The organism is Cupriavidus oxalaticus, from assembly GCF_004768545.1.
Taxonomy (GTDB): domain Bacteria; phylum Pseudomonadota; class Gammaproteobacteria; order Burkholderiales; family Burkholderiaceae; genus Cupriavidus; species Cupriavidus oxalaticus_A.
The window spans coordinates 304,390-326,133 of record NZ_CP038636.1 but is presented as its reverse complement, the minus strand read 5'-3'; the positions used below and the strand labels follow the sequence as shown (position 1 = coordinate 326,133).

The following is a 21,744-nucleotide window of genomic DNA, read 5'->3' as shown; positions in this document are numbered from 1 at the left end:
GCCGCGAGTACCTCATTATAACTAGAAGGGCCGTCCGCCTGCGGCGCACCCGAGGGCACGGAGAATTGTCGTTCAGGTTGTACAGGCAGGCCTCAGTGGTCTTCGAGAGCCAGAGATCAGCAGGTAACGAGATTCGTATGCCCAAAGCCCTTGGAATAGTCGAGCACGGAAATGACCATCGGTGTCACCCTGAATAATCGGACGTCTTCCGCGCTTGGCAGCGGCACAGGGAACTCGCTCAGCTCTGGATACTTCAGTGGAAACATCCGCAAGATTCTCTCCGCTACGGCCACATCGACCACCAGTTGCGCGTGCGCCGCCATGGACAGGCCGATAATCGCCATAAGATCGTGAGTATCGTGATCAATTGTCAGCGAGACACGATCGTCCAGTGCCCGTCCATGTTTGATCACCATGGTTGCACTAGTACAAAAGAATCCTCAAGGGACCAACATAACTGCCGCCTCGTTTTTGGCTTTTGGTCTTCTCCAAGGTAAGGGTTGACAGGGCAGCCGTATTGATGAACGTCAACGAAGAACTAAGTTCGCCAAGGCCGGCCGCTAGCCCTTTCTCTGTTGTGCATTAACCGATCTACCCAGTGCATACCTTACCTTGAGGCGCTTGACTGCACCGCTCAGCGCTGCCACGTAATCCATGTGGACTCCGCCGGCAGAAACGCCTCTTCATGCCAAGCGCGTATTCTGGCCGTGTAATGTTCGACTGGACGGGAAGCCCGCACAGATGCGGAGTAGATATAGCCTTCTATCGCGCCCGCAATCGGGCCTTCGGAGGTCATTGACCTCCGTTCTGCGGGAAACTCGCCATTGGCTGCAGCATAGAGTTCGACCCTTACCGACTCTGGCTTGATTTCGCCCAAGTACACGGGCAGCCTGAAATACCACTGATCTGCTACCTGCTTTGCGTCGGCGGTCCCGAAATGGATTTGATGCCAGCCTGTAGCAAGCGACGTGTCCCATGCGTGCAGGGCTCTCGCGAGACGCGCGCCGCTTTCGCTACGTCGCCGGTATGCGCGAGCGGCGGGCCGGTAGAAATGCTCCAAGTACTCGAGGAACATCCGATTGCTACTGAAACGGGGGGCCAAATGCGACATGCTGGCACGCATTCGTCGCACCCAGCCGCGCGGAATGCCCATAGCGTCCCGTTCATAGAAGGTGGGCACTACTTCTTCCTCAAGCAGGCGATACAGACTTTCCGCGTCCGACTCGTCGCCCTTGCCGCCCTCACCGCTCCCAATCGCCCAGCCATATTCCAGTTGATATGCTTCTGCCCACCAGCCGTCGAGCGTCGATAGGTTCAGCCCGCCGTTGCACAACGCTTTCATGCCGCTAGTGCCGCAAGCCTCGCGCGGCCTTCGCGGTGTGTTGATCCACACATCGACACCCTGCAATAGACACTGCGCAAGAGCCAGATCGTAATCTTCCAAGAACACCACATGCCTGCGCAATTCCGGGCGATGCGTGAACTCGAACCATTCACGAATGAGCGCCTTGCCTTCCGTATCATCGGGATGCGCCTTTCCCGCGATGATGAGTTGCAAAGGATGCTGGGCGTCTGTGAGCAGACGCGCCAGACGCGCCGGATCTCTCAGCAACAAATTCGGCCGCTTGTATTCAACGAATCGGCGTGCAAGCCCAAGCGTCAGGGCATTGGGGTCGAGTACCTGTGCTGAGTCTGAAACCAGTTGCGGCGAGGCGCCGCGCTGGCCCAACTGCCATGCGAGACGTTCCCGCGCGTAGCGCACCAGATCGTGTCGTTGCGCGCCAGCCAGGGTCCACAGGGCTTCGTCGTCACTTGTAAACATCGCTTCAGGAAGATGGTCTACAGTCCCGAGCCAGCGATCCTTCCCACAAGCGCAGGTCCATGAATGGTCCGACCTAGCCGAATCCCATGACGGCACGTGCACTCCGTTGGTCACATGGCCCACGGGGACCTCATCTAGCGGCCAGCGCGAGAAAAAGCCGCTGAAGAGCCGGCGGCTAACTTCGGCGTGCAGCCGACTGACGCCGTTGACATGCGCGCACCCGCGTAGCGCGAGATAGGCCATGTGAAATGGTTCTTGGTCGTCGGTCGGGTCAAGGCGGCCCAGGGCGAGGAAATTGCGCGCCGAGATACCGAACTCGGAAAGATACTCGCGCGCGTACCCATTGATCAGAGACGGTGGAAAGGCGTCAAATCCGACTGGAACTGGCGTGTGTGTCGTAAACACATTTCCGGCCCGGGTCGCCCACATCGCTTCTAGAAACGACAGCTTTGTGCGCTGCATGAAGCGCCGAGCACGCTCCAGCACCAGCAGCGCCGCATGGCCTTCGTTGAGATGACACACATCCACTTCGATGCCAAGCGCCTCAAGCATGGTCCAGCCGCCAATACCCAGCACCAACTCTTGAAGTAGGCGCATCTCCGGGCCGCCGCCGTACAGCTTTGCCGTGATGCCCCGATCTGCGGCGCCATTGCGCGCGTCGTTGCTATCGAGCAGGTACAAGCGTGTGCGCCCGACAGTGGCCTGCCATACGCGAACGTATAGCGTCCGACCAGGTAGCGGGAGTTCGACCTTTAGCCAGGCTCCGTCTGAGCCGATCACTGGTTGGACCGGCAAGCTCGTTGGATCATTGTATGGATAGGCCTCCCTCTGGTTCCCCTGTGCATCTATAATCTGGCGGAAATAGCCCTCCTGATAGAGGAGGCCAATGCCGATCATCGGCGCATCTAAATCACTGGCAGTTTTGAGGTAGTCGCCTGCCAGCACCCCAAGTCCGCCAGCATAAAGTGGGAGCGCTTCACTCAGTCCGAATTCCATGCTGAAGTAAGCGATCTTCAAAGGACCATCGCCGTTCCGGCTTCCCCTTTCCACATACCAGCCCGGCTTATTCAGATAACACTGGCGATTCTCAATGGCGCGGTTGAGGTCCTGTAAGAAATTCCAGTCTCTTCCGAGTTCGTCCAGACGGCATTGCGGGACGTTCTGCAAGATCACCCATGGGTTGTGGCTGCGCTTCCAGAGTTCCGGGTCGATGGTTTGCCACAGGGTATCTAAGGCGTGGTTCCATGTCCAACGCAGATCGAGGGCTAGCTCCGTTAGAACTGTCAGCTGTTCCGGCAACGTGCGTGGCAAAAAGGCATGCACTTGTAGCTTCCCTCCGCGCGATTAGCGCGCTTGCGGTGGCGCGGCTTCGCAATCATCCGACTGACTCGCAATCCATGGTAGCTCCGCACATGTCGGCATACGCCTGCTTCGCGTCGGAATACGTATGCCCGCCAGTTCAAAGTAGATTCGCGCGTAAGTTGCAGCTGACCGTGCCCAGCCAAAATCGCCCGACATGGCCTGCTTGCGGAGTTCTGAACAGCGCTTGGGTCGCCTCTCATACAGCGCAATGCAACGGGATAGCGCCGACTCCATGGCTTCGCCAGTAGCATCGTCAAACACGAAGCCGGTCGCATCGGAAGCGCCCCGGGCATGTATACCTGCGTCGCGTACACTATCGGCCAATCCACCGACCCGCCGTACGACTGGAACTGTCCCGTAACGCATGGCGTACATCTGGGTCAGGCCGCATGGTTCGAAGCGAGACCCGTGCAGGAGAATGTCGCCGGCTGCATGGAGTCGGTGCGCCCGCCCCTCCTCGTAGCCGATCTGCACTGATGCGCGCCCGGGAAAGCGGGCCGCCATGAAAGCAAAACCTGCTTCCAGCGCGCTCTCTCCACGACCGTGTAGCGCAAATTGCAAGCGCGGATGGAGTGTCAACATCGCGGGCAACTTTTCAAGTAATACGTCGGCCATCTTCTGCCAGGTTAAGCGACTAATGAAGACTGCTAGCGGCGCCGAAGTGTCGACATTCAGGTTGAGGCGCCGTTGCTCATTCGCTTTGCAGGATTCCTTTCCGCGCAAGTCGCTGCAGGAATAATTGTGGGAGAGATGCGGATCGGTGCATGGATCCCACTGCTGCGCATCGATACCATTGAGAATGCCCACGAGATCAGCACGTCTGGCTCGAAACAGCCCATCCATGCCAAAACCGAATTCTGGCGTGCAGATTTCATTTGCGTATGTCGGGCTGACGGTGGTCACCTTGTCGGCATAGCGCACACCGGCCTTCAGGAATGAGAGCTGGTCGTAGTATTCGATGCCCTCGGGGGTCAATACGTCTTGAGGCAAACTTAGCTGCGCGGCCAGGGTGAATGGAAAATTGCCTTGGAACGCGGCGTTATGGACGGTAAATACCGTGCGCGGTCGCAGTTGGCCACTCAACGCTAATAGTAATGGCACTAGCCCGGCATGCCAGTCATGCGCATGAACGACGTCCGCGCGCCACTCATGTACGGCTTGTCCCAGCGCAACCCGCGCGGCCGCGTGACAGAACGCCCCAAAGCGCTGCGCGTTGTCCTCCCATTCACAGCCACGCGGGTCCTGATAAGGCGTCCCAGGCCGATCATATAGTGCCGGGCAGTCGACCAGCCATACCGGCAAGCCAGAATCCGGCATCGTACCCGCGATCAGGCGGGCGGAGACCCCAGGAAGTAATTCCTCCAAATCGGCCACCTGCCGCGGTGCGTCGAGACGAGCCAAGGCTCCCGGATAACCGGGCATTATTAGGCGCACGTCGATTCCAAGCCGGGCTAGGGCGGTAGGGAGCGCGCCGCAGACGTCGGCTAAGCCGCCTGTTTTTGCCAGAGGAACGATCTCCGAAGCTACAAATAACACGTGCGGAGTGCCTTGTTCGCTACAAAATGGAGCGAAGTTTGGCGCGGCGTCAACCATCTCGTCCATACTGGCTCCCTACGTCATTTGTTCCTATTTTTTGCGTTGTGAGCACTTAGGAATTGAGCCCGGTCAAGCCAACTGTGAAATCTTTCGACCAGAGGCCGTCATAATCACTTTGATTGCGTAGAGGTGTGAGCTTGCCCCCGAAAAACGAATCCCTTGCTGAGCGTTTAAACTCAAGCAAGGAGAGTCAAGAAGATGTGAAAGTGAAAAGAAGTTCGTCACGGATGAGCGAGGCTGCGGGATGGCGGAGAACTTTATCAAGGAATAATGCGCGACGACGTCGCTCTTAGCCCCGCTGCTCTCAGGCAGCGACGACGATGGCATCGTCCAGATGAAGGTCTTGACTCAGGCGCGGACCAAGAATCCGGCCTTGCCAAAGAGCTGGACAGCTCGTGCGATTCGAGACAAGGACTCAGATCGCATCCTGTTGACCGTCATTGACGGACCGGCAACGCTTCAAGCCCACCGATATCCTTCCGTCCTACCGCCGCCGTTGGGAAATCAAAACGAGCTCTGCGCCTGATACAGGGTGAACTGATCTGGGCAGCCGGCATGGCCCCAGGCAAGCTGCCGGCAGCGCTTGCGCGCCAAATTTCAGTTGGCGATCGTACAAAAACGACGGGGGCGATTTGCCCCCGTGTGGTCAAAGCCCTGCCTAAGCTCTACACCGTCCGGTACCTCAGAAAGGACTTAACTGAACGGCATTACTTTTCAAGCGGGCACTTCGCCCTTTAGGGTGACCCGGTTCAAAAGGCGCTCGTGGTTGCCGTAGTCGTGGACCGCATAGTGCATGGTGCACCGGTTATCCCACATCAGCGCATCGCCGACGCGCCACATGTGGCGGTAGATGTTGTCCGGCTGCGTGCTGTGCTCATATAGGAAGTTCAGCAAGGGCCGGGCTTCGGCCTCCGTCATGCCCTCAATGCCCAGCACATTGTCCGGATGCCCGATGTAGAGCGCCTTGCGGCCGGTCTCCGGATGCGTGCGCACCATCGGATGCACGGCGGAGGGCACATCCGACTCGCACACGCCTTGGGAGCGGGCCAGCCGCACGGCGCGGAAATGGACGCGCAAGCCTTGCAGCATGCGTTGCATGACGGGAGTCAGCCTATCGTAGGCGAGATATTGGTTGCACCACATCGTGTCGCCACCCACCGGCACCACCTGCGCGCTGAGCATGGTGATCTTGGGCGGCACGGGCGTGTGCGGCGCATCGTAGTGCCAGGCCTCGGTCGAAATCAGCTCCTTCGGCGCCGTTCGGATCTGGACCACTTCGGGATACTCATCGAGCCGGTGCAGCCCCAGCGAGCCCACATCAAGGGCATCTCTCTCGAACTGGGCTATCTCGGTGACGGTGGCTGGCGCGCCTCCATCGTCCTGCACGACGAGTTGCAAGCTGATACGCATGGCCGCCCTCCTTCCTTGGAAGCTGCGGCGACCAGTCTACCCCTCGAGCTCTCGCAACCGATCATTGACGATCCGACGATCAAAGCGACGATCCAGCCAAATCAGCCACCTATCGACCTCCTCGCGCAGGTCTTCCAGCACGATTGGCCCTTCGCGCAGCGACTCGATTCAATCGACGAACTCATATTCAATGTGTTCGTCCCTGGCCTCCAGATACCTCTCGATTCCGCCAATGTCCTCGGGCGGGCACGGCCCGCAACCCGCCACGCAACGGGGCAACTGGCCAGGCTGTTGCCGCAGCATACGCCGCTCCATGCGTATCTCGTGGCGCCACCACGCGTTGAAGTCATACACATAGACGAAGCCTTCGTGTTCTCGGAGATGAAACGCGGTCAACGGAAGTTCGCTGGCGACTGTGCAGAACTGCAAGACGCCCTCCTGAGCTTCGCCGTAACGCCTGCCACGAATGCTGAACGTGTGCGGATGCTCGTCGGCCCAGCCCATGACGACCTGGATGACATGGTGCAATTGTCCGAGCGTCAAGTGCTCGGGAACGAGGACGCGCCGCCAAACCGACGGGCTCAGGCCGCGCAGAGCAATTCGAAGTTGAAGGACGGAGATCGCCGGCCCAGGATCGGAAGCCATGCGCGCATTGTAGGTGCCTCATTGGCCTCTCAGTAGCTGTCCGGTCGTCAGCCCCCGCTTTGGCGCGGTCTCCGGCAAGGGCTTTCACATGAAGCTACAATGCCGCAGCCACGTCGCGGTGGTGCGCGGTCAGCATGCAACTTACTCCAAATGGGACCGAAGCTGGCCGGCTACAAGGGGCCTGGAAGCATCGCGGATTCGTCCGGCGTTGGGCCGACAAGTTATTTCTTTCTTGGATCCTCCGCGGGATTCAAGTAGCTGATGCCCCAGGGACCGGTGCCATGAATCTGAATGATGGTTTCTTTGCTGGTGGTGTAGGCGAACATAGGCATTCCCGCGGGCATCATCGTGACGCCGCCAGCCGGATAAGCCCTGGCCTTGGCGCGATCGAACGTCTCGCCGATACCCAAATGGAGCGTCCCGGACAACACTGTGACTCGCTCAAACACGGGATGAGTGTGGGCTGGGATCTTGAAGTTGGGAGGAAGCTTGATTCGCATGGTGAACGGCGCGGCTTGCTTGAGATCACCTTCCAATACCGCCAGCTTGGCGCCAGGTCCGATAGATGGGGCCTCGGCCCACTTGACTTCGGACGGGACGATCGAAATGTGGCCTTCCATAGCGGGTTCGGCTGCCAGAGCCGGGGCCATAATGAGCGCACCCAGCGCGCATGCCGTCGAGGCTCCAATCATTCTTAAGTTGCGCATTCTCTACTCCTCTGCGCTCGCATTTCCCCGGTCAACCCAGCCACCGGTGCCGGCAGTCACCGGCCGGCCTGAGATCGCGCTAACCGGTCCGCGTAAGCGGTGAGATGCGCCGCCTGCCTGGAACCCAGCCTGAGCGCGGGCTGAGGCAAAGGACGGGTGTAACCCCACGGCAGCAATTTCAGCCTAGCGTGCCGGATAGCGGGAAGCAAGCAGCGCGGGTCCTGATTCGATGAAGATTCGGTCGCCCTTCCATTAGCAAGCCAAACGGGCAATCTTCATTGGACAGTGAATGCCGGCCGTAGTCGTGAAGGGGGCGATCTCGAGCGCCTACCAAGTGACGGGAAGGGTACGAATCCGGCACGCTGTGGTGGAACCTGAACACCGTCTACGGGTACCTGAGGAACAACGCGCGCACGCTGGTCAACTACGGCGCTCGGCATCGCAAGGGCCTGCGGATCAGCAGCAGCATCGCCGAGTCCGCGGTGAACGAGGTCGTCAGCCACCGCATGGCCTCTGTCTGCTTGTGACAGACCGCACGCGCGCTGATGAGCCATGGCTGCTCGTGACTGGTCACACGCTCATGATCGGCGACCTAGGCCGAACCGAACTCGCCGTGAGCGCGGCACAGGGTGCGAAGGACCTTTTCCGCAGCGTGCAAAGGCTCAGGGCGCTTCCTGATTACCTGGAGATCCTTCCCGGCGCCTACGCCGGCTCGGCCTGCGGGCGCAGCCTCAGCGCTAACCCGACCTCGACACTGGGCTTCGAAAAGCGGTACAACCGGGCGTTCCGCATCGAGAGCGAGGAGGAGTTCGTCCGCTTCATGCTCGACGATGTACCGCCGCCGCCCGAAGCAGCCCGCATACGAGCAGTCAATTCCGGCCGCCGCGCACTTGGAGCGTAGCTGATGGGAGAGGCAGTAGTTGCGTCCGCTCGGCCTTCAATTCGACTAGGGCTCAAGGAAAACTGGCGGCAGTTTTCACTGCTTGTACTGATCAATGCCTTTGTGGGTGGTATGGTCGGCATTGAGCGGACGGTCGTGCCTCTGATTGGCGCAAAAGAATTCCACATCGAGTCCACGACGCTCATTACCTCCTTCATCATCAACTTCGGGGTGATCAAGGCCCTCGCCAACCTTGTTTCGGGACAGCTCGCGGACACGTGGGGCCGCAAGCGTGTGTTAGTCGTCGGATGGCTGCTTGCGCTGCCAGTGCCTTTCATGATCATTGGCGCACCGCACTGGGAATGGGTGATGGCTGCCAATGTCCTGCTTGGCGCCAGCCAGGGCTTTGCATGGTCCATGACCGTGATCATGAAGGTAGACCTGATCGGCCCGAAAGGGCGAGGTCTGGCGGTGGGTCTTAACGAGTTTGCTGGCTATTTCGCGGTGGGCCTAACCGCGTTTCTCACTGGCTATCTGGCGAGCCGGTACGGTCTTCGGCCGATTCCAATCTACCTCGGCATCTTTTATGCGGCAGCCGGGCTAATTCTGTCGATCCTCGTAGTGCGTGCTCGTGGACTCAAGCTGGGCGACTATCTCTTTCCGAGTCGTTTACACGCCTCACCGCACCTGTCAACGCGACAGTACGCGAGGATCGTTCATCGCTGGGTCGCCTCCATTGGCCTTGACGATTCAGCTTACGGAACGCATTCCATCCGATGCACCAAAGCAGCGTTGATCTACCGACGTACGAAGAATCTGCGAGCCGTTCAACTGCTTCTTGGCCATACCAAGCTGGAAAGCACAGTGCGCTACCTTGGCATCGAGGTGGACGACGCGCTCGAGATGGCTGAGCAGACCGAAGTGTAGTTAGGGGACTTGGCCGGCCATTGGAATGGGGCCAGCGACCGACTGAAATAGGTCCACAAGCCGCCTCGGATCGAGATTTCTGGGTTAAGGCCTTACATAGGCGAGGAGCTCAGACGATCCAACCAGCTACGCAGCTCGGCAGGGCGAAAGTCCAGGAGCTTGCCACATGGCGGCACACCAAGAATGTCGGCGGCGTCCTGCAACACGATGCCGCCTGATCGGATGTGCCAGGCACCTTCCTTCACAATCTCCGCCTTGATTGCCACTTCGGAAAGATCCATGAAATCAAGCTGCGCATAAGTGCTGCTCGTATTGCCGATAGACATCATGGGCCTTGGTGCTGAGTATCGTTATTCGGCCCGGATGCTGCCTTGCTTGATGACCTTGGCCCATTTCGCGGTCTCGCCCTCGACGAACTTGCGGAAGTCCTCGGGCCGCGAGCCGGCCGGTTCGGCGCCGATGGCGGCGAGCCGCTTAGAAACCTCTGGAGAGTTGAGCACTTCGCGCGTCAGCGCGCTGAGCCGGTCGACAATCGCCTGTGGCGTACCGGCCGGGGCAAAGAGCCCGTTCCATTCGTAGACCTGATAGCCCGGCAAGCCGGATTCGGCAATCGTGGGCGTGTCCGGCAACGCGGCAGACCGCTTCGTTCCCGTCGTGGCCAGCACCTTGAGCTTCTTGCCCGCGACTAACGGGTATGACGCCGCCATATTGCTGAACATCATGTCGACCTGGCCACCCATCAGGTCGCTTAGCGCAGGCGCGCCGCCCTTATAGGGAACGTGCAGCAGATTCAGTCCCGACTGCTGCCGGAACAACTCCGCTGCCAGGTGCTGTGCCGTGCCCGGCCCCGCTGAAGCATAGGTCAGCTTGCCCGGCTTCGCCTTAGCGGCATTAACAATGTCCTTCGGTGACGTGAATGGAGAATTGGGCGGCACCACTAGCAGGTTCGGCACCAGCACCACCAGCGAGATGGGGGCGAAGTCCTTAACGGTGTCGTATGGCAAGCGCGCCTGCAAGCTTGGATTGACCGAATGCGCGGTGGCATCGAGCAGCAGCGTGTAACCATCGGGCGCGGCCTTTGCCACCGCGCCCGCGCCAATCACGCCGCTTGCACCGGGACGGTTGTCGACCACGATGGTCTGGCCTAGCTTGGCGCCAAGCGGCGCGGCAAGAGTGCGCGCAACCGTGTCGGCGGCACCGCCCGCGGGATAGGGCACAACCAGCCGGATGGGCCGGTCCGGATAGGCTGCAGGTGCGGCGTGGGAGGCGTTCGGCGAAATGCCGAGGCCAAGCAATGCGAGCGAAAGCAGCCGGGCAGTGATGGGCTTGAACATGTCTCTACTCCAGATTCTTATGTGATGAAAAATCAAACGGTAGCGATGGGAGTTGCCGGGGATCCGACCGCGCCGGGCAAGCGCAGGGGCGGTGCGGTCAACAGGAAGCGGCTGCGCCGATGTGCCCGCAGCCACCGCGCCAACGGCGTCAGGTGCCACAGTTCGCCCAGATGAATGCCATTCTTGAACAGGCAATGCTCGTGCAGCGGCAGCCGGGGCCCACGGATCGGCGATGGCGTCAACGGCTTGGGCACGACAAGCTCTACGGCCGGGTTGTCTGCCAGCAGGCAGGCGAGCCGCACGTCGGTGATCCAGTTGAGCAGCTTCTTGTCGTGGCCGTCCAGCCCGGTCCCGGTTTCATGCAGCACGCGCAGGTCGGGCATCTTGTTCATCGACAGCAGCGTGTCCGCGAAGCCGGTATGCAGGCACACCATGTCGCCTGGTTCGACCGCTATCTTGTCGGCCTCGAGTATGCGCATCAGTGCGTCATAACCGACGGCGTTGCGCTTGCGGCCGATGTGGTGCTCGAGGTCAATCATGACGCCTCGCCCTTGCGCCCCATGCTCGGCCAGCACCGCAATGCTCAGCGCGCGAGCTTCGGGATTCTCGTAGCGCGCCCACGGTTCAGTGGCCTGCATCTCAGTGCCCGCGATGACATCCTCGCCGCCCCGGTAGCCGTTATAGAACACCGGCTCTTCCTTGCCATCGCCATCCGCGTCGAAATGGCTGCCGACATGCGCAAGACTGTCCCATTGCGTCGAGTACTGCAGGCTCATCAACACCACGTCGTCGTTGACGACATCGGTCAGGTCGGGGTCTTCCGACTGATATGACCAGCAGAAGCCTTGCTGCCCGGCGCTCTTGCCGTCGCGCAGCACGGCAAAGCGACGCGGTGGCTGACGGCGAACGTTCATCGTTTGCCCGCCCGGATAGTCGAGCGGCAGCGACAGGCAGAACGTGACGCCCTCGCGAACTTCCGCCACACCCTGCAGCACCTTAGCGCGGTCGACCAGGTTCATCCGGCCGCGTTGATCATCCGGGCCGAATTCGCCCCAATGACTGCCTTCGGGCTGCCGCTTCCAGCGAAGTTGAGTTGACGCCATGCCCCGCTCCTAGTGTTGCCCGCCGAGCACCGCCAGCGCGTTCGTCGCGGCCGCTACGCCCATGTTGACGTAGGCGTCGCTGGTCACGCCGCCGATATGGGGGCTCAGCACGAACTTCTGATGACGGAAGAACGGATGGTCCGGAGCAGGAGGCTCCTGTGCCAGCGAATCCAGGCCGGCTGCTGCAACCTTGCCGCTCTCCACCGCCGCAAGCAGTGCCGCCTCGTCGATCAGGCCGCCACGCGCGGTATTAACCACGATGACACCGTCCTTGCAAGCCGACAATGCGTCTGCACCCAGCAAGCCCTTGTTGTCGGCGGTAAGCGGGCAATGGAACGACACGATATCGGACTCGCGCCAGATCGTATCCAGGCTGACCGCACGGATATCGTCGGGTACCTCTGTAGCGAAGGGGTCATAACCCAGCACGTTCATGTCCATGGCGGTTGCCATGCGGGCAAAGCGGCGGCCGATCGCACCCAGGCCGATGAGGCCAAGCGTACGCCCCTTCAATTCGAGGCTCTGGTGCGTCGCCTTGTCCCAATGCCCCGCGCGCGTGCGCTGGTCCAGGTGCACCACGGATTTCGCACAGGCAAGCAGCAGCGCCATGGCTTGCTCGGCCACGGCCGCAGCATTGGCACCGACGGCCGCCACCACCTTCACGCCACGCGCCTGCGCGGCTTTTTGGTCGATGTTGTCGATGCCGCTGCCGTGCTTGGACAACACGCGGATGGACGGCGCCGCGTCGAGCGCCATGGCACCCACCTTGCTGGTGCGCACGATGATCGCCACCGGTGCATGGCGGCGACACAGGTCGGCCGTTTCCTCTTCGCTGGCGGCCTTGCCGGCATAGATCAGTTCGTAATCGGATAGCAAGGCGACGGCTTGCGGGGCGAGATTTGCCGCAGTCACCACAATGACAGGCTTGCTGGCGGCGCTCACAGTGCCTCTCCCGCCTTCAGCACGCCCGCTGCGCGCAGCGCGTCATCCAGCCAGGCCGGACGCAAAGCCTTGCCCGATTTGATTCCGTCGATGCGCTTGCGCTCGCCGGCTACTTTCTCGGCCGCGGCGGCGATCAGCGAAGCCGCCTTATCGCGTTCGATGACCACGACCCCGTCGGCGTCCCCGATCACCAGGTCGCCCGGGCATACGCTGACGCCACCGCATTGGATCGGGTGGTTGACCCGGCCCGGCACGAACTTGGTCGGGCCATTGGGGTTGGTGCCAACGGAATACATCGGGAAGCCCGCATCCCGGATTTCATCGGCGTCCCGCGACGCGGCATCGAGCACGACGGCGGTCACGCCCAGCGCGATGCACTGCTGGACCATGATGATGCCCATCAGCGCGCTGTTCCGGTCGCCTTTGCCATCGACCACGATGACGTCGCCCGGGCGGGCCAGCGCCATGGCCGCATGGATCATCAGGTTGTCACCCGGTCGCACTTCCACCGTCAGCGCAGTGCCACAGAAGCGGCTGGTGGGGCTGAGCGGCGCAATGCGGCCGTGCATGCCGCCGCGGCGTCCGGCCACGTCAGCAAAAATGGATGAAGCGAACTCCGAAGCCTGCCGGACGATCTCGGCCGGTACTCGTTCAAAATCACGGATGACATCAGGGAGGGTCGGTTGCGCGGACATGGTTGCTCCTGAAAAAGTGCGAATGCATCCCACCGCCCGCCTGGTTACCCACGGCGGGAGGTTCTGCAGTGATGCGAAATGGTTGGGAAGTGCTTGGTGACGGAAGCGCGTCGGCGCTCAGTCGATGGTGGCGCCGGAGTCCTTGACCACCACGCGCCAGCGGGCCAGGTCTTTCTGCATCAACGATGCGAATTCCGTGCTGCTGCCGCCGAGGACACGACCGCCTTCGGCTTCGATCTTGTTTTTGACGTCAGGCGTCTTCAGGGCCCGGTTCAGTTCGGCATTGAGCTTTTCCAGGATCGGCGCAGGCGTGCCGGCGGGCGCGAGCAGGCCGAACCAGGTATCGGCTTCAAACTGCTTCACACCGGCCTCCGTGACGGTAGGCGTCGACGGAAGCTGGGCGGAGCGGTGGGTCGAGGTCACCGCCAGGCCGCGCAGCTTGCCGTTCTTGATCTGCCCCATGACGGTCGGCACGGAACCGATATAGATGGCAACCTGCCCGCTCAGCACGTCAGTCAGCGCCTGCGACGCGCCCTTGTAAGGGATATGCTGCAGCTTTACGCCGGCCTGCTTTTGCAACAGTTCCATGGCGAGATGAGCCACGGTGCCGTTGCCTGGCGTGCCAAAGGTGACGGTGCCCGGTTTTGCCCTCGCTGCTGCCAGCACTTCGCCGAGGTTGCGGTATGGGGAGTTGGCCGCCACCACGAGCGCCAGTGGCGCGGAGGCGATCAGCCCGATCGGAGCCAGGTCCTTGCCCGGGTCGTACGGGAGCTTCTTGTACAGCGAGGGATTGATGGCCAGGTTACTGGTCTGGCCGAACACCAGCGTATAACCGTCTGGCGCCGCCTTCGCAGCGGCTTCAATGCCCAGATTGCCCCCGGCGCCGGGCTTGTTTTCGATGACTACCGTCCACTTAAGGTCGCGGCTCATCTGATTGCCGATGGCGCGCGAGAAAGCATCCGGCGCTCCGCCCGGCGGGAACGGCACAATCAGGCGAATAGGCTTGGTGGGATAGGTCTCGGCCACTGCGAACAGCGGCAGTAGGCCGAAAATGGCGCAGGCGGCCAGAAGGCGGGTGGTCCGTTTCAAGGTTGTCTCCGTGGTTAGCCTTGTTCTATGCGCTAACTATAGGGAGTCGTTGCGAGGTGTACAATCACGTTGTCTACTACGGAACGCATGCCATGGACCGGAACACTTCGCCCGCTTTGGAAGATGCCAAAGAAAGTGTCGATAAAGACACCATCATCGCAGTAACGCGGGCATTACAGATCCTGGAAGCGTTTTCGGCCGACGACACTGCGCTCACGCTCGCTGAACTCAGCCGTCGCGTCGGCATGGGCAAATCAACCGTCTTGCGCACCGCGAGGACGCTCGCTCAGTCCGAATATCTGGTGCAAAGGGACGATGGCCAATGGCGACTCGGCGCTGCGGCGGGATGGCTCGGCGCACGCTATCAGGCCGCCTTTCGCGTTAGCGAAACGGTCGAACCCGTGTTGCGACGCATCTCGTACGAGACTCGGGAGAGTGCCGCGTTTTACGTCAGGGAGGGCGACACGCGGGCCTGCCTGGTGCGTGTGGAAGGGCCCGGCGCGGTGCGACACCACGTGCGCGTAGGTGAAAGGCTGCCGTTGATTGGCGCCCCCGGCCGTGTTTTGCGGGCCTTTGCCGGTGAAATGGGCGAGCCCTACGAAACGATCCGCAAAGACGGCTATTTCATCTCTATGGGGGAACGCGAGCCAGAAGTTTCCAGCATTGCAGTTCCCGTGTTTGGCATTAACTGGACGCTAGCAGGCGCGCTTTGCATCTCTGGCCCGATCAGCCGCCTGACCCGCGACAAGCTGAGCGAATACGCCGAACTGATGCTGGCTGCGGGCCGCGAAATGTCGTATCTGATCTCCGGCTCCCGCGGGCAGACAGCGAAGCCATCCACTTGGCATCCTTGAGACAATTGTTCGGGAAAACTTCACTGATTTGCACAGTCGAGTGGGAATCGTCTTCATTGAAACCCATGTCGGCCATCGCAAAGCTGCCACTGGAACTACCCGCCTCAGTGGCAGAGACGGGTCGGTAGGCGCCCTTGATTCTCTCAACAACTTGGCGCTAGCCGCCGTATCCCCAACTTGGAACGGTTGAAGTAGACATTAAGGCCGCGCCCCGGGCCCTCACCTCTACTCGGAGACCGCGCCAAAACGGGGGCTGACTAAGCGGCAAGGCGGTGGCCTTCTTCTAGGGCAATGGACGGATACCATCGTTCAACGTAAGACCGGAACTGGTTGTTGAGCACGGCCGTCCGGATTTGCAGCAGGTTGTCCGCGTGCCGAGGCCGCCAGGCCATCTGCTGCCGTTTGACGAACCGCTTGCTGACCACCTGGTTGACGGCAGACTCGACAAAACCTGAGGCAATGGGCTCCCCATGCCGATAGCGGTCACCGTAGTTCACGATGAAGTGCCGATTGTTGTCGAGGTAGACAATGAACTCCTCAAGCTTGCCGAGGAGTTTGGCCTCTTCGGGGCTGGCTTCAGCGTCCAGATCCCAGCCTAGGCTTTCCAGTCGGCGCAACGCCGGATAGGGGCAGCCGTGCCACAGGTGCCACTTGGCGCCATGCAGATCCTTGATCAATGCCGCGTTGGTCGGGCCGTCGCAGTGTGCCGGCCGGCCCTTGATCATCTGTTCGAGGTTCTGTACCCGCATGGCGATGTGGAACCAATCGAGAACGTACTCACCGCGGTCACCAAAGCCGAGCTGGGAAAACCGTACGGTATCCCCGCCGTCCGACAGGAAGGTGACCGGCTGATCGGGTTGCACACCTTCACGTAGCAGGAAGTTCCACATACGATAGGCCGGTCGGCGCTCCAGCTTGTGCACGTAGGCAAAACTATGCCCGCCATCCTGATCCCGCAGGGACTTCCCGACAATCACTTCAAACCAGCCGTCCTGGCGGCGCCGGTGTCCGGCCCGCCTAAGGAAGCCGCCGTCAATGCCAACCGCGCGGACCGGACTGGGCTCGGGGATCTCGGGCGAGCGGACGCTCGCGGTCACCTCCGCCTGCTGCCGCACGTCGGTTGCCTGCTCCGCTTCCAGCCGGCGACCGACCTTGGTGACCTGGCGCCGGATCGAGCTGGCTGCCAGTACATGATCGAGCGGCAATACTTCCTGCAGGACGTTGACGGTCAGACCATACGACATCAACGCGGCAAACTTCACCTCGAGATACTGCAGTTCTGGACTGACCCGCTCAGGCAGAAAGCGGGCGACCGGGCTGAAGCTAGGGGCGTCGCCCCGGCACTGCCGGCAGGGGTACAGCCTCGGACTGTCAATCGACAGCCGTCCGAACGCGCTACGGAAAACCAAGTGATGGTGGCCCTTGCAAGCCAGCTGCGCCCCGCACGTCGGACAAACGCTGGTCCGGGCAACTGCTTCGGCAACCTGTGCCGTGACCATCGTGCGCTGCAGCCGGCCCAGCAATGATTTCGCCTCCTGCAGATGCAGCCCCAGCGAGCCCACATCAAGGCCATCTCTCTCGAACTGGGCTATCTCGGTGACGGTCGCTGGCACCCCTCCCTCGCCCTGCACTATGAGTTGCAAGCTGATACGCATTGCCGCCCTCCCCCCTTGGGGGCTGCGGCGACCAGTCTACCCCTCGAGCTCTCGCAGCCGATCATTGACGAGCCGACGATCAAAGCGACGATCCAGCCAAATCAGCCACCCATCGACCTCGTCGCGCAGGTCTTCCAGCACGATTGGCCCTTCGCGCAGCGACTCGATCCAATCGACGAACTCATATTCACTGTGTTCGTCCCTGGCCTCCAGATACCTCTCGATTCCGCCAATGTCCTCGGGCGGGCATGGCCCGCAACCCGCCACGCAACGGGGCAACTGGCCAGGCTGTTGCCGCAGCATACGCCGCTCCAGGCGCATCTCGTGGCGCCACCACGCGTTGAAGTCATACACATAGACGAAGCCTTCGTGTTCGCGGAGATGAAACGCGGTCAGCGGCAGTTCGCTGGCGACTGTGCAGAACTGCAAGACGCCCTCCTGAGCTTCGCCGTAACGCCTGCCACGAATGCTGAACGTGTGCAGGTGTTCGTCGGCCCAGCCCATGACGACCTGGATGACATTGTGCAATCGCCCGAGTGTCAAGTGCTCGGGAACGAGGACGCGCCGCCAAACCGGCGGGCTCAGACCGCGCAGCGCAATTCGAAGTTGAAGGACGGAGATCGCCGGTCCAGGATCGGAAGCCATGGGCGCATTTTAGGTGGCTCATTGGCCTCTTAGCAGAAACCTTATCGTTTGCCCCCGATTTGGCGCGGTCTCCCTGTTCTGAAGTTCCAGGCGTGGCGCGCTACCTTCACAGCTTGATGAGGATAACAATCGACATCAGCCGCCCATGACCACCTGGATGACATTGTGCAATCGCCCAAATGTCAAGTGCTCGGGAACGAGGACGCGCCGCCAAACCGGCGGACTCAGGCCGCGCAGAGCAATTCGAAGTTGAAGGACGGAGATCGCCGGTCCAGGATCGGGAGCCATGCGCGCATTGTAGGTGCCTCATTGGCCTCTTAGTAGCGGTCCGGCCGTCAGCCCCCGTTTTGGCGCGCTCTCCTGCTCCAGAGACCAAGCCGTCGCCAATGCGCTGAATACCAGGCCGCGGAAAACGCTAGGTTGGAAGACACCCGCAGAAGCTCTGGACGAATACTTAAAATCTGTTCAACAATCTAGTGTTGCGAGGACCGCTTGATAAGCCGCACCGGCCAGCCGTTCCTGCGTGGCAAGCTGCCGATGCTGGCCGGCATGGCGCTGACTTTTGCCGCCGTCGCCACGCTGGCGTCGGCCGTTGGCGCCTGGGCTGTGCAGGCCAACGCCTATGGGCGCCTGGCCGCCCTGGCGCTGCTGCTCGCCGGGGGCGTGCTGAAGATCGCCTATGACCTCGCGATGCTGCGCGCATTCCATCGAGTCGAGCCACGCCACTGAGCCGCCGGAGCCAAATCCTGACCGGCCTTCAGGCCGCCCTTGTTTCGCGAGCGACCTCGATGACGAGGTCGCGCAACCACTGGTGCGCACGTCGACCGGCGCGGCCAGGATCGTCAGCCGTACTTCGCGCGCCAGGTGGCGCCGGATCAGGCCGGCCAGTGTCGCGCAAGAGGTGGGCAAATCGTATGATATCCCGGACCTGCACGTAGAAGGAAACTCCACATACGATCGGCCGGATTTGCAGCAAAACCCGGATCTTCGAGAAGGACTTGAAACGATCGCACCCGATAAGGTTCGATCCGTGCAGTGAGCCGGCCGTCCCTGGACCAAAGAACCGCGCGACCGGATGGCATCGCTGCCTGCCTCGCCGCTCTGCCGGCGGCAGCATTGCGCGGCCGCCGGCCGCCGGCCGGCGTGCCCGATGGCCCATCGTTCAGGCATGCAGCGGGTTCGCCTTCTCCGGATCGATCCCGTACTTGTGAATCGCTTCCGAGACGCGAGTGCCGGGGATGGTCCCCTGATCCGCCAGCGCCTTCAATGCCGCGATCGCGATCCAGTGGCGATCCACCTCGAAGAAGTGGCGCAGCGCCGCGCGGGTATCGGAGCGGCCGAAGCCGTCAGTACCCAGCACGACGAATTTCTGCGGCACATAAGCGCGGATCTGGTCCGCGAGCGCACGGATATAGTCGGTCGCGACAATGACCGGCCCCGGCGCATCCTGCAGCAGCCGGGTCACGTGCGGAACGCGCGGCGGCGCCTCGGGATGCAGCAGGTTGTGCCGTTCGGCCGCACGGCCGTCGCGTGCCAGTTCCGTCAGGCCCGGCACGCCCCACACATCCGCAGCGACGCCCCAGTCCTGCAGCAGCAATGCAGCTGCGGCGATGACCTCATTGAAGATGGTACCAGCGCCCATCAGTTGCACGCGCGGACAGGATTCGGCAGATTCTGCCTTGCTGAAGGCGTACATGCCCTTGAGGATATCCTGCGCGACGGTCGGGCCGGCCGGCATGGCCGGCTGCGCATAGGTCTCGTTCATGACGGTGATGTAGTAGTAGACGTCTTCCTGCTCCTGCACCATGCGGCGCAGGCCGTCCTGCACGATCACAGCCAACTCGTACGCAAACGACGGGTCATAGCTGATGCAGTTCGGCACCGACGATGCCCACAGCAGCGAATGGCCATCCTCGTGCTGCAGGCCTTCGCCGTTGATCGTGGTCCGTCCGGAGATTCCGCCCAGCAGGAAGCCGCGCGCCCGCATATCGGCCGCCGCCCAGGCGAGATCGCCCACGCGCTGGAAGCCGAACATGGAGTAAAAGATATAGAACGGCACCATGGGCTCGCCATGCGTGGAGTACGATGTCGCGGCAGCGATCCAGTCGGCCATGCCTCCCGCTTCATTGATACCCTCCTGCAGGAATTGGCCGGTCGTCGACTCCTTGTAGGATGTCAGCGTCTCGGCATCCTGCGGGGTGTAGCGCTGACCGTCCTGGTTCCAGATGCCGATCTGCCGGAACAGTCCTTCCATGCCAAACGTGCGGGACTCGTCCGGTACGATCGGCACGATGCGCCGGCCCAGTTCCTTGTCCCGCAGCAGCGTGCCCAGGATACGGACGAAGGCCATCGTGGTCGACATGCCCCGCCCTTCAGGCGTGGCCCTGAGCAGCGCGTCGAATGCCGACAAGGCGGGCGCCGGCAGCGATGCGGCTTTCTGGCGCCGCGCGGGCAGGTAGCCGCCCAGCGCCTCGCGGCGTCCGCGCATGTAGGTGAGCTCTTTCGATCCCTCGGGCAAGCTGATATACGGGACGTCTTCGATTTCCGTATCCGCAACGGGCAATGCATACTTGTCGCGCAAGGCCAGCAGGGCCTCACGCTGCACCTTCTTCTGCTGGTGGTTGACGTTGGAGGCCTGGCCCTGGTCTCCCATGCCATAGCCCTTGATGGTCTTGGCCAGGATCACAGTCGGCACGTCGCTGCCGCGCGCGGCCTCAGCGAATGCGGTAAAGACCTTCACCGGATCGTGGCCGCCGCGGTCCAGGCTCCAGAGGTCGTCGTCGGTGTAGTCGGCCACCAGCGCCTTCAACTCAGGCGTATTGAAGAAATGCTCGCGCAGGTATGCCCCGGATTTCGAACGGTAGGTCTGGTATTCGCCGTCGACGACCTCCATCATGCGCCGTGCCAGCGCCCCACTCTTGTCGCGTGCGAACAGGTCGTCCCAGCGGCCACCCCATAGCACCTTGATCACCCGCCAGCCAGCGCCCAGGAAGATGCTTTCCAGTTCCTGCACGATCTTTCCGTTGCCGCGCACCGGTCCGTCCAGGCGCTGAAGATTGGCGTTGACGACGAACACAAGGTTGCCCAGGCGCTCCCTGGCCGCCATGCCGATCGCGCCGAGGGACTCGGGCTCGTCCATTTCGCCGTCGCCAAGGAATACCCAAACCTTCCGGTCATCGGTCTTCGCGATGCCGCGCGCCTGCAGGTACTTCATGAAACGGGTCTGGTAGATCGCCATCAACGGGCCGAGCCCCATTGAAACGGTGGGAAACTGCCAGAAATCGGGCATCAGCCACGGGTGGGGGTAGGAGGACAGTCCTTCCCCGCCGACTTCGCGTCGGTAGTTGTCGAGTTGCTTGGCATCCAGCCGACCCAGCAGGAACGCGCGCGCGTAGATGCCGGGCGCCACGTGGCCTTGCACGAAGACAAGGTCGCCGCCGTGATCCGCTGTGGGCGCGCGCCAGAAATGGTTGAAGCCCACGTCATAGAGCGTGGCCGCGGAGGCAAACGAGGCGATATGCCCGCCGACATTCGAAGTCTTGCCGGCCCGCACCACCATCGCCATGGCATTCCACCGGGTATAGGCGCGAATGCGACGCTCGATCTCGCGGTCGCCTGGCATGCGTGGTTGCTGGTCGGCGGTAATGGTGTTGACGTAAGGCGTGCCGCCAGAGTGCGGCTGCAATTGCCCACGCAGCCGCGCATGGGCAATCTGCCGCTCGATGAGATAGTGCGCACGTGCCGGGCCGACGTTGCCGAGGACGCCCTCCAGGGCTTCCAGCCATTCGGCTGTCTCCTGCGGGTCGTCGTCCCGTGGATCAATTGTCAATGCGATTTCGTCATGTTGCGTGGCGGTCACGACAAGTCTCCGTTAAGGAATCCGGTGAAAACCAGTATAGATGATAACTACGACTTATCAAGTCGTCGTTATCGGTTTAGAGCAATCCATGGGCTGTTCATGTCTGGCACTTGACGGGAGACAGAGCTGCAAGATCTTCTCCCGATGCTTGTTTCGGCGCCGTCCATGTGCCCGCTTGCACTTCGATGGACGATCGACTATCGTTACTACGACTACAAT

16 protein-coding genes and 4 pseudogenes are annotated in these 21,744 nt (G+C 61.6%); 4 read left to right on the top strand and 16 right to left on the bottom strand.

Translation table 11 applies throughout. From position 1 onward, the window contains the following. Window positions 1-116: 116 nt before the first annotated feature. The 6 genes and pseudogenes from E0W60_RS29575 to E0W60_RS29550 all read right to left on the bottom strand — a co-directional run. Window positions 117-395, bottom strand: a pseudogene (locus E0W60_RS29575) (pyridoxamine 5'-phosphate oxidase family protein); the annotation flags it as partial. 239 nt (window positions 396-634) lie between these two features. Continuing rightward, complete coding sequence (glgP, locus tag E0W60_RS29570; protein ID WP_135706529.1) at window positions 635-3,145, bottom strand: alpha-glucan family phosphorylase; 2,511 nt, start codon at window positions 3,143-3,145, stop codon at window positions 635-637. 21 nt (window positions 3,146-3,166) lie between these two features. After that, window positions 3,167-4,786 carry a glycogen synthase GlgA gene (glgA, locus tag E0W60_RS29565; protein WP_240746078.1) on the bottom strand — a complete coding sequence of 540 codons (1,620 nt, stop codon included), beginning with the start codon at window positions 4,784-4,786 and terminating at the stop codon, window positions 3,167-3,169. A 708-nt stretch (window positions 4,787-5,494) separates the two neighbouring features. Next, window positions 5,495-6,082 (bottom strand): annotated as a pseudogene (locus tag E0W60_RS29560) (TauD/TfdA dioxygenase family protein); the annotation flags it as partial. A 276-nt stretch (window positions 6,083-6,358) separates the two neighbouring features. After that, entirely contained in the window at window positions 6,359-6,835 is a 477-nt protein-coding gene (locus E0W60_RS29555; protein ID WP_135706527.1) for a plasmid pRiA4b ORF-3 family protein, read from the bottom strand. Between the two features lie 221 nt (window positions 6,836-7,056). Next, the gene (locus E0W60_RS29550) at window positions 7,057-7,542 is read right to left on the bottom strand and encodes a cupin domain-containing protein (RefSeq protein ID WP_240746077.1); all 486 of its coding nucleotides are present in this window, start codon (window positions 7,540-7,542) and stop codon (window positions 7,057-7,059) included. 511 nt (window positions 7,543-8,053) lie between these two features. On the opposite strand from E0W60_RS29550, the pseudogene E0W60_RS29545 reads away from it, so the two are divergent. Further along, window positions 8,054-8,443 (top strand): annotated as a pseudogene (locus E0W60_RS29545) (MBL fold metallo-hydrolase); the annotation flags it as partial. 3 nt (window positions 8,444-8,446) lie between these two features. Further along, a complete protein-coding gene (locus E0W60_RS29540; RefSeq protein ID WP_135706526.1) occupies window positions 8,447-9,349 on the top strand; it encodes an MFS transporter in 903 nt (300 codons plus the stop codon). A 92-nt stretch (window positions 9,350-9,441) separates the two neighbouring features. On the opposite strand, the gene E0W60_RS29535 is transcribed toward E0W60_RS29540, so the two are convergent. The 6 genes from E0W60_RS29535 to E0W60_RS29510 all read right to left on the bottom strand — a co-directional run bounded on the left by E0W60_RS29535 (window position 9,442) and on the right by E0W60_RS29510 (window position 14,458). Continuing rightward, the gene (locus tag E0W60_RS29535) at window positions 9,442-9,678 is read right to left on the bottom strand and encodes an XRE family transcriptional regulator (RefSeq protein ID WP_135706525.1); all 237 of its coding nucleotides are present in this window, start codon (window positions 9,676-9,678) and stop codon (window positions 9,442-9,444) included. A gap of 21 nt (window positions 9,679-9,699) precedes the next feature. Next, complete coding sequence (locus E0W60_RS29530; protein WP_133094964.1) at window positions 9,700-10,683, bottom strand: tripartite tricarboxylate transporter substrate binding protein; 984 nt, start codon at window positions 10,681-10,683, stop codon at window positions 9,700-9,702. 32 nt (window positions 10,684-10,715) lie between these two features. Then, window positions 10,716-11,786, bottom strand: coding sequence for a cyclase family protein (locus E0W60_RS29525; protein ID WP_018008385.1), 1,071 nt, complete (start codon window positions 11,784-11,786; stop codon window positions 10,716-10,718). A gap of 9 nt (window positions 11,787-11,795) precedes the next feature. Further along, window positions 11,796-12,728 (bottom strand): NAD(P)-dependent oxidoreductase, encoded by a 933-nt coding sequence (locus tag E0W60_RS29520; protein WP_135706524.1) that lies wholly within the window; start codon window positions 12,726-12,728, stop codon window positions 11,796-11,798. After that, window positions 12,725-13,423 carry an RraA family protein gene (locus tag E0W60_RS29515; protein WP_135706523.1) on the bottom strand — a complete coding sequence of 233 codons (699 nt, stop codon included), beginning with the start codon at window positions 13,421-13,423 and terminating at the stop codon, window positions 12,725-12,727. Before E0W60_RS29515 ends, E0W60_RS29520 begins: the two co-directional genes overlap by 4 nt. 117 nt (window positions 13,424-13,540) lie before the next feature. Further along, window positions 13,541-14,458 carry a Bug family tripartite tricarboxylate transporter substrate binding protein gene (locus E0W60_RS29510; protein ID WP_240746111.1) on the bottom strand — a complete coding sequence of 306 codons (918 nt, stop codon included), beginning with the start codon at window positions 14,456-14,458 and terminating at the stop codon, window positions 13,541-13,543. Between the two features lie 146 nt (window positions 14,459-14,604). Here E0W60_RS29510 and E0W60_RS29505 point away from each other — a divergent pair, with 146 nt between their 5' ends. Then, a complete protein-coding gene (locus E0W60_RS29505) occupies window positions 14,605-15,366 on the top strand; it encodes an IclR family transcriptional regulator (RefSeq protein WP_135706521.1) in 762 nt (253 codons plus the stop codon). 257 nt (window positions 15,367-15,623) lie between these two features. Here E0W60_RS29505 and E0W60_RS29500 read toward each other — a convergent pair whose 3' ends face one another. The 3 genes from E0W60_RS29500 to E0W60_RS29490 all read right to left on the bottom strand — a co-directional run bounded on the left by E0W60_RS29500 (window position 15,624) and on the right by E0W60_RS29490 (window position 17,954). Beyond that, complete coding sequence (locus E0W60_RS29500) at window positions 15,624-17,021, bottom strand: ISKra4 family transposase (RefSeq protein WP_135706520.1); 1,398 nt, start codon at window positions 17,019-17,021, stop codon at window positions 15,624-15,626. A gap of 36 nt (window positions 17,022-17,057) precedes the next feature. After that, window positions 17,058-17,666, bottom strand: a complete 609-nt coding sequence (locus tag E0W60_RS29495; protein WP_135706519.1) for a plasmid pRiA4b ORF-3 family protein — start codon at window positions 17,664-17,666, stop codon at window positions 17,058-17,060. A 135-nt stretch (window positions 17,667-17,801) separates the two neighbouring features. Beyond that, window positions 17,802-17,954, bottom strand: coding sequence for an IS1096 element passenger TnpR family protein (locus E0W60_RS29490; RefSeq protein ID WP_135706518.1), 153 nt, complete (start codon window positions 17,952-17,954; stop codon window positions 17,802-17,804). A gap of 204 nt (window positions 17,955-18,158) precedes the next feature. Between E0W60_RS29490 and E0W60_RS29480 the strand changes: the two are divergent. Continuing rightward, a pseudogene (locus E0W60_RS29480) lies at window positions 18,159-18,332 on the top strand (cytochrome c biogenesis protein DipZ); the annotation flags it as partial. 496 nt (window positions 18,333-18,828) lie between these two features. On the opposite strand, the gene aceE reads toward E0W60_RS29480, so the two are convergent. After that, on the bottom strand, window positions 18,829-21,525 hold the full coding sequence (gene aceE, locus E0W60_RS29475) for a pyruvate dehydrogenase (acetyl-transferring), homodimeric type (RefSeq protein WP_135706515.1): 2,697 nt from the start codon (window positions 21,523-21,525) through the stop codon (window positions 18,829-18,831). Window positions 21,526-21,744 lie beyond the last annotated feature (219 nt).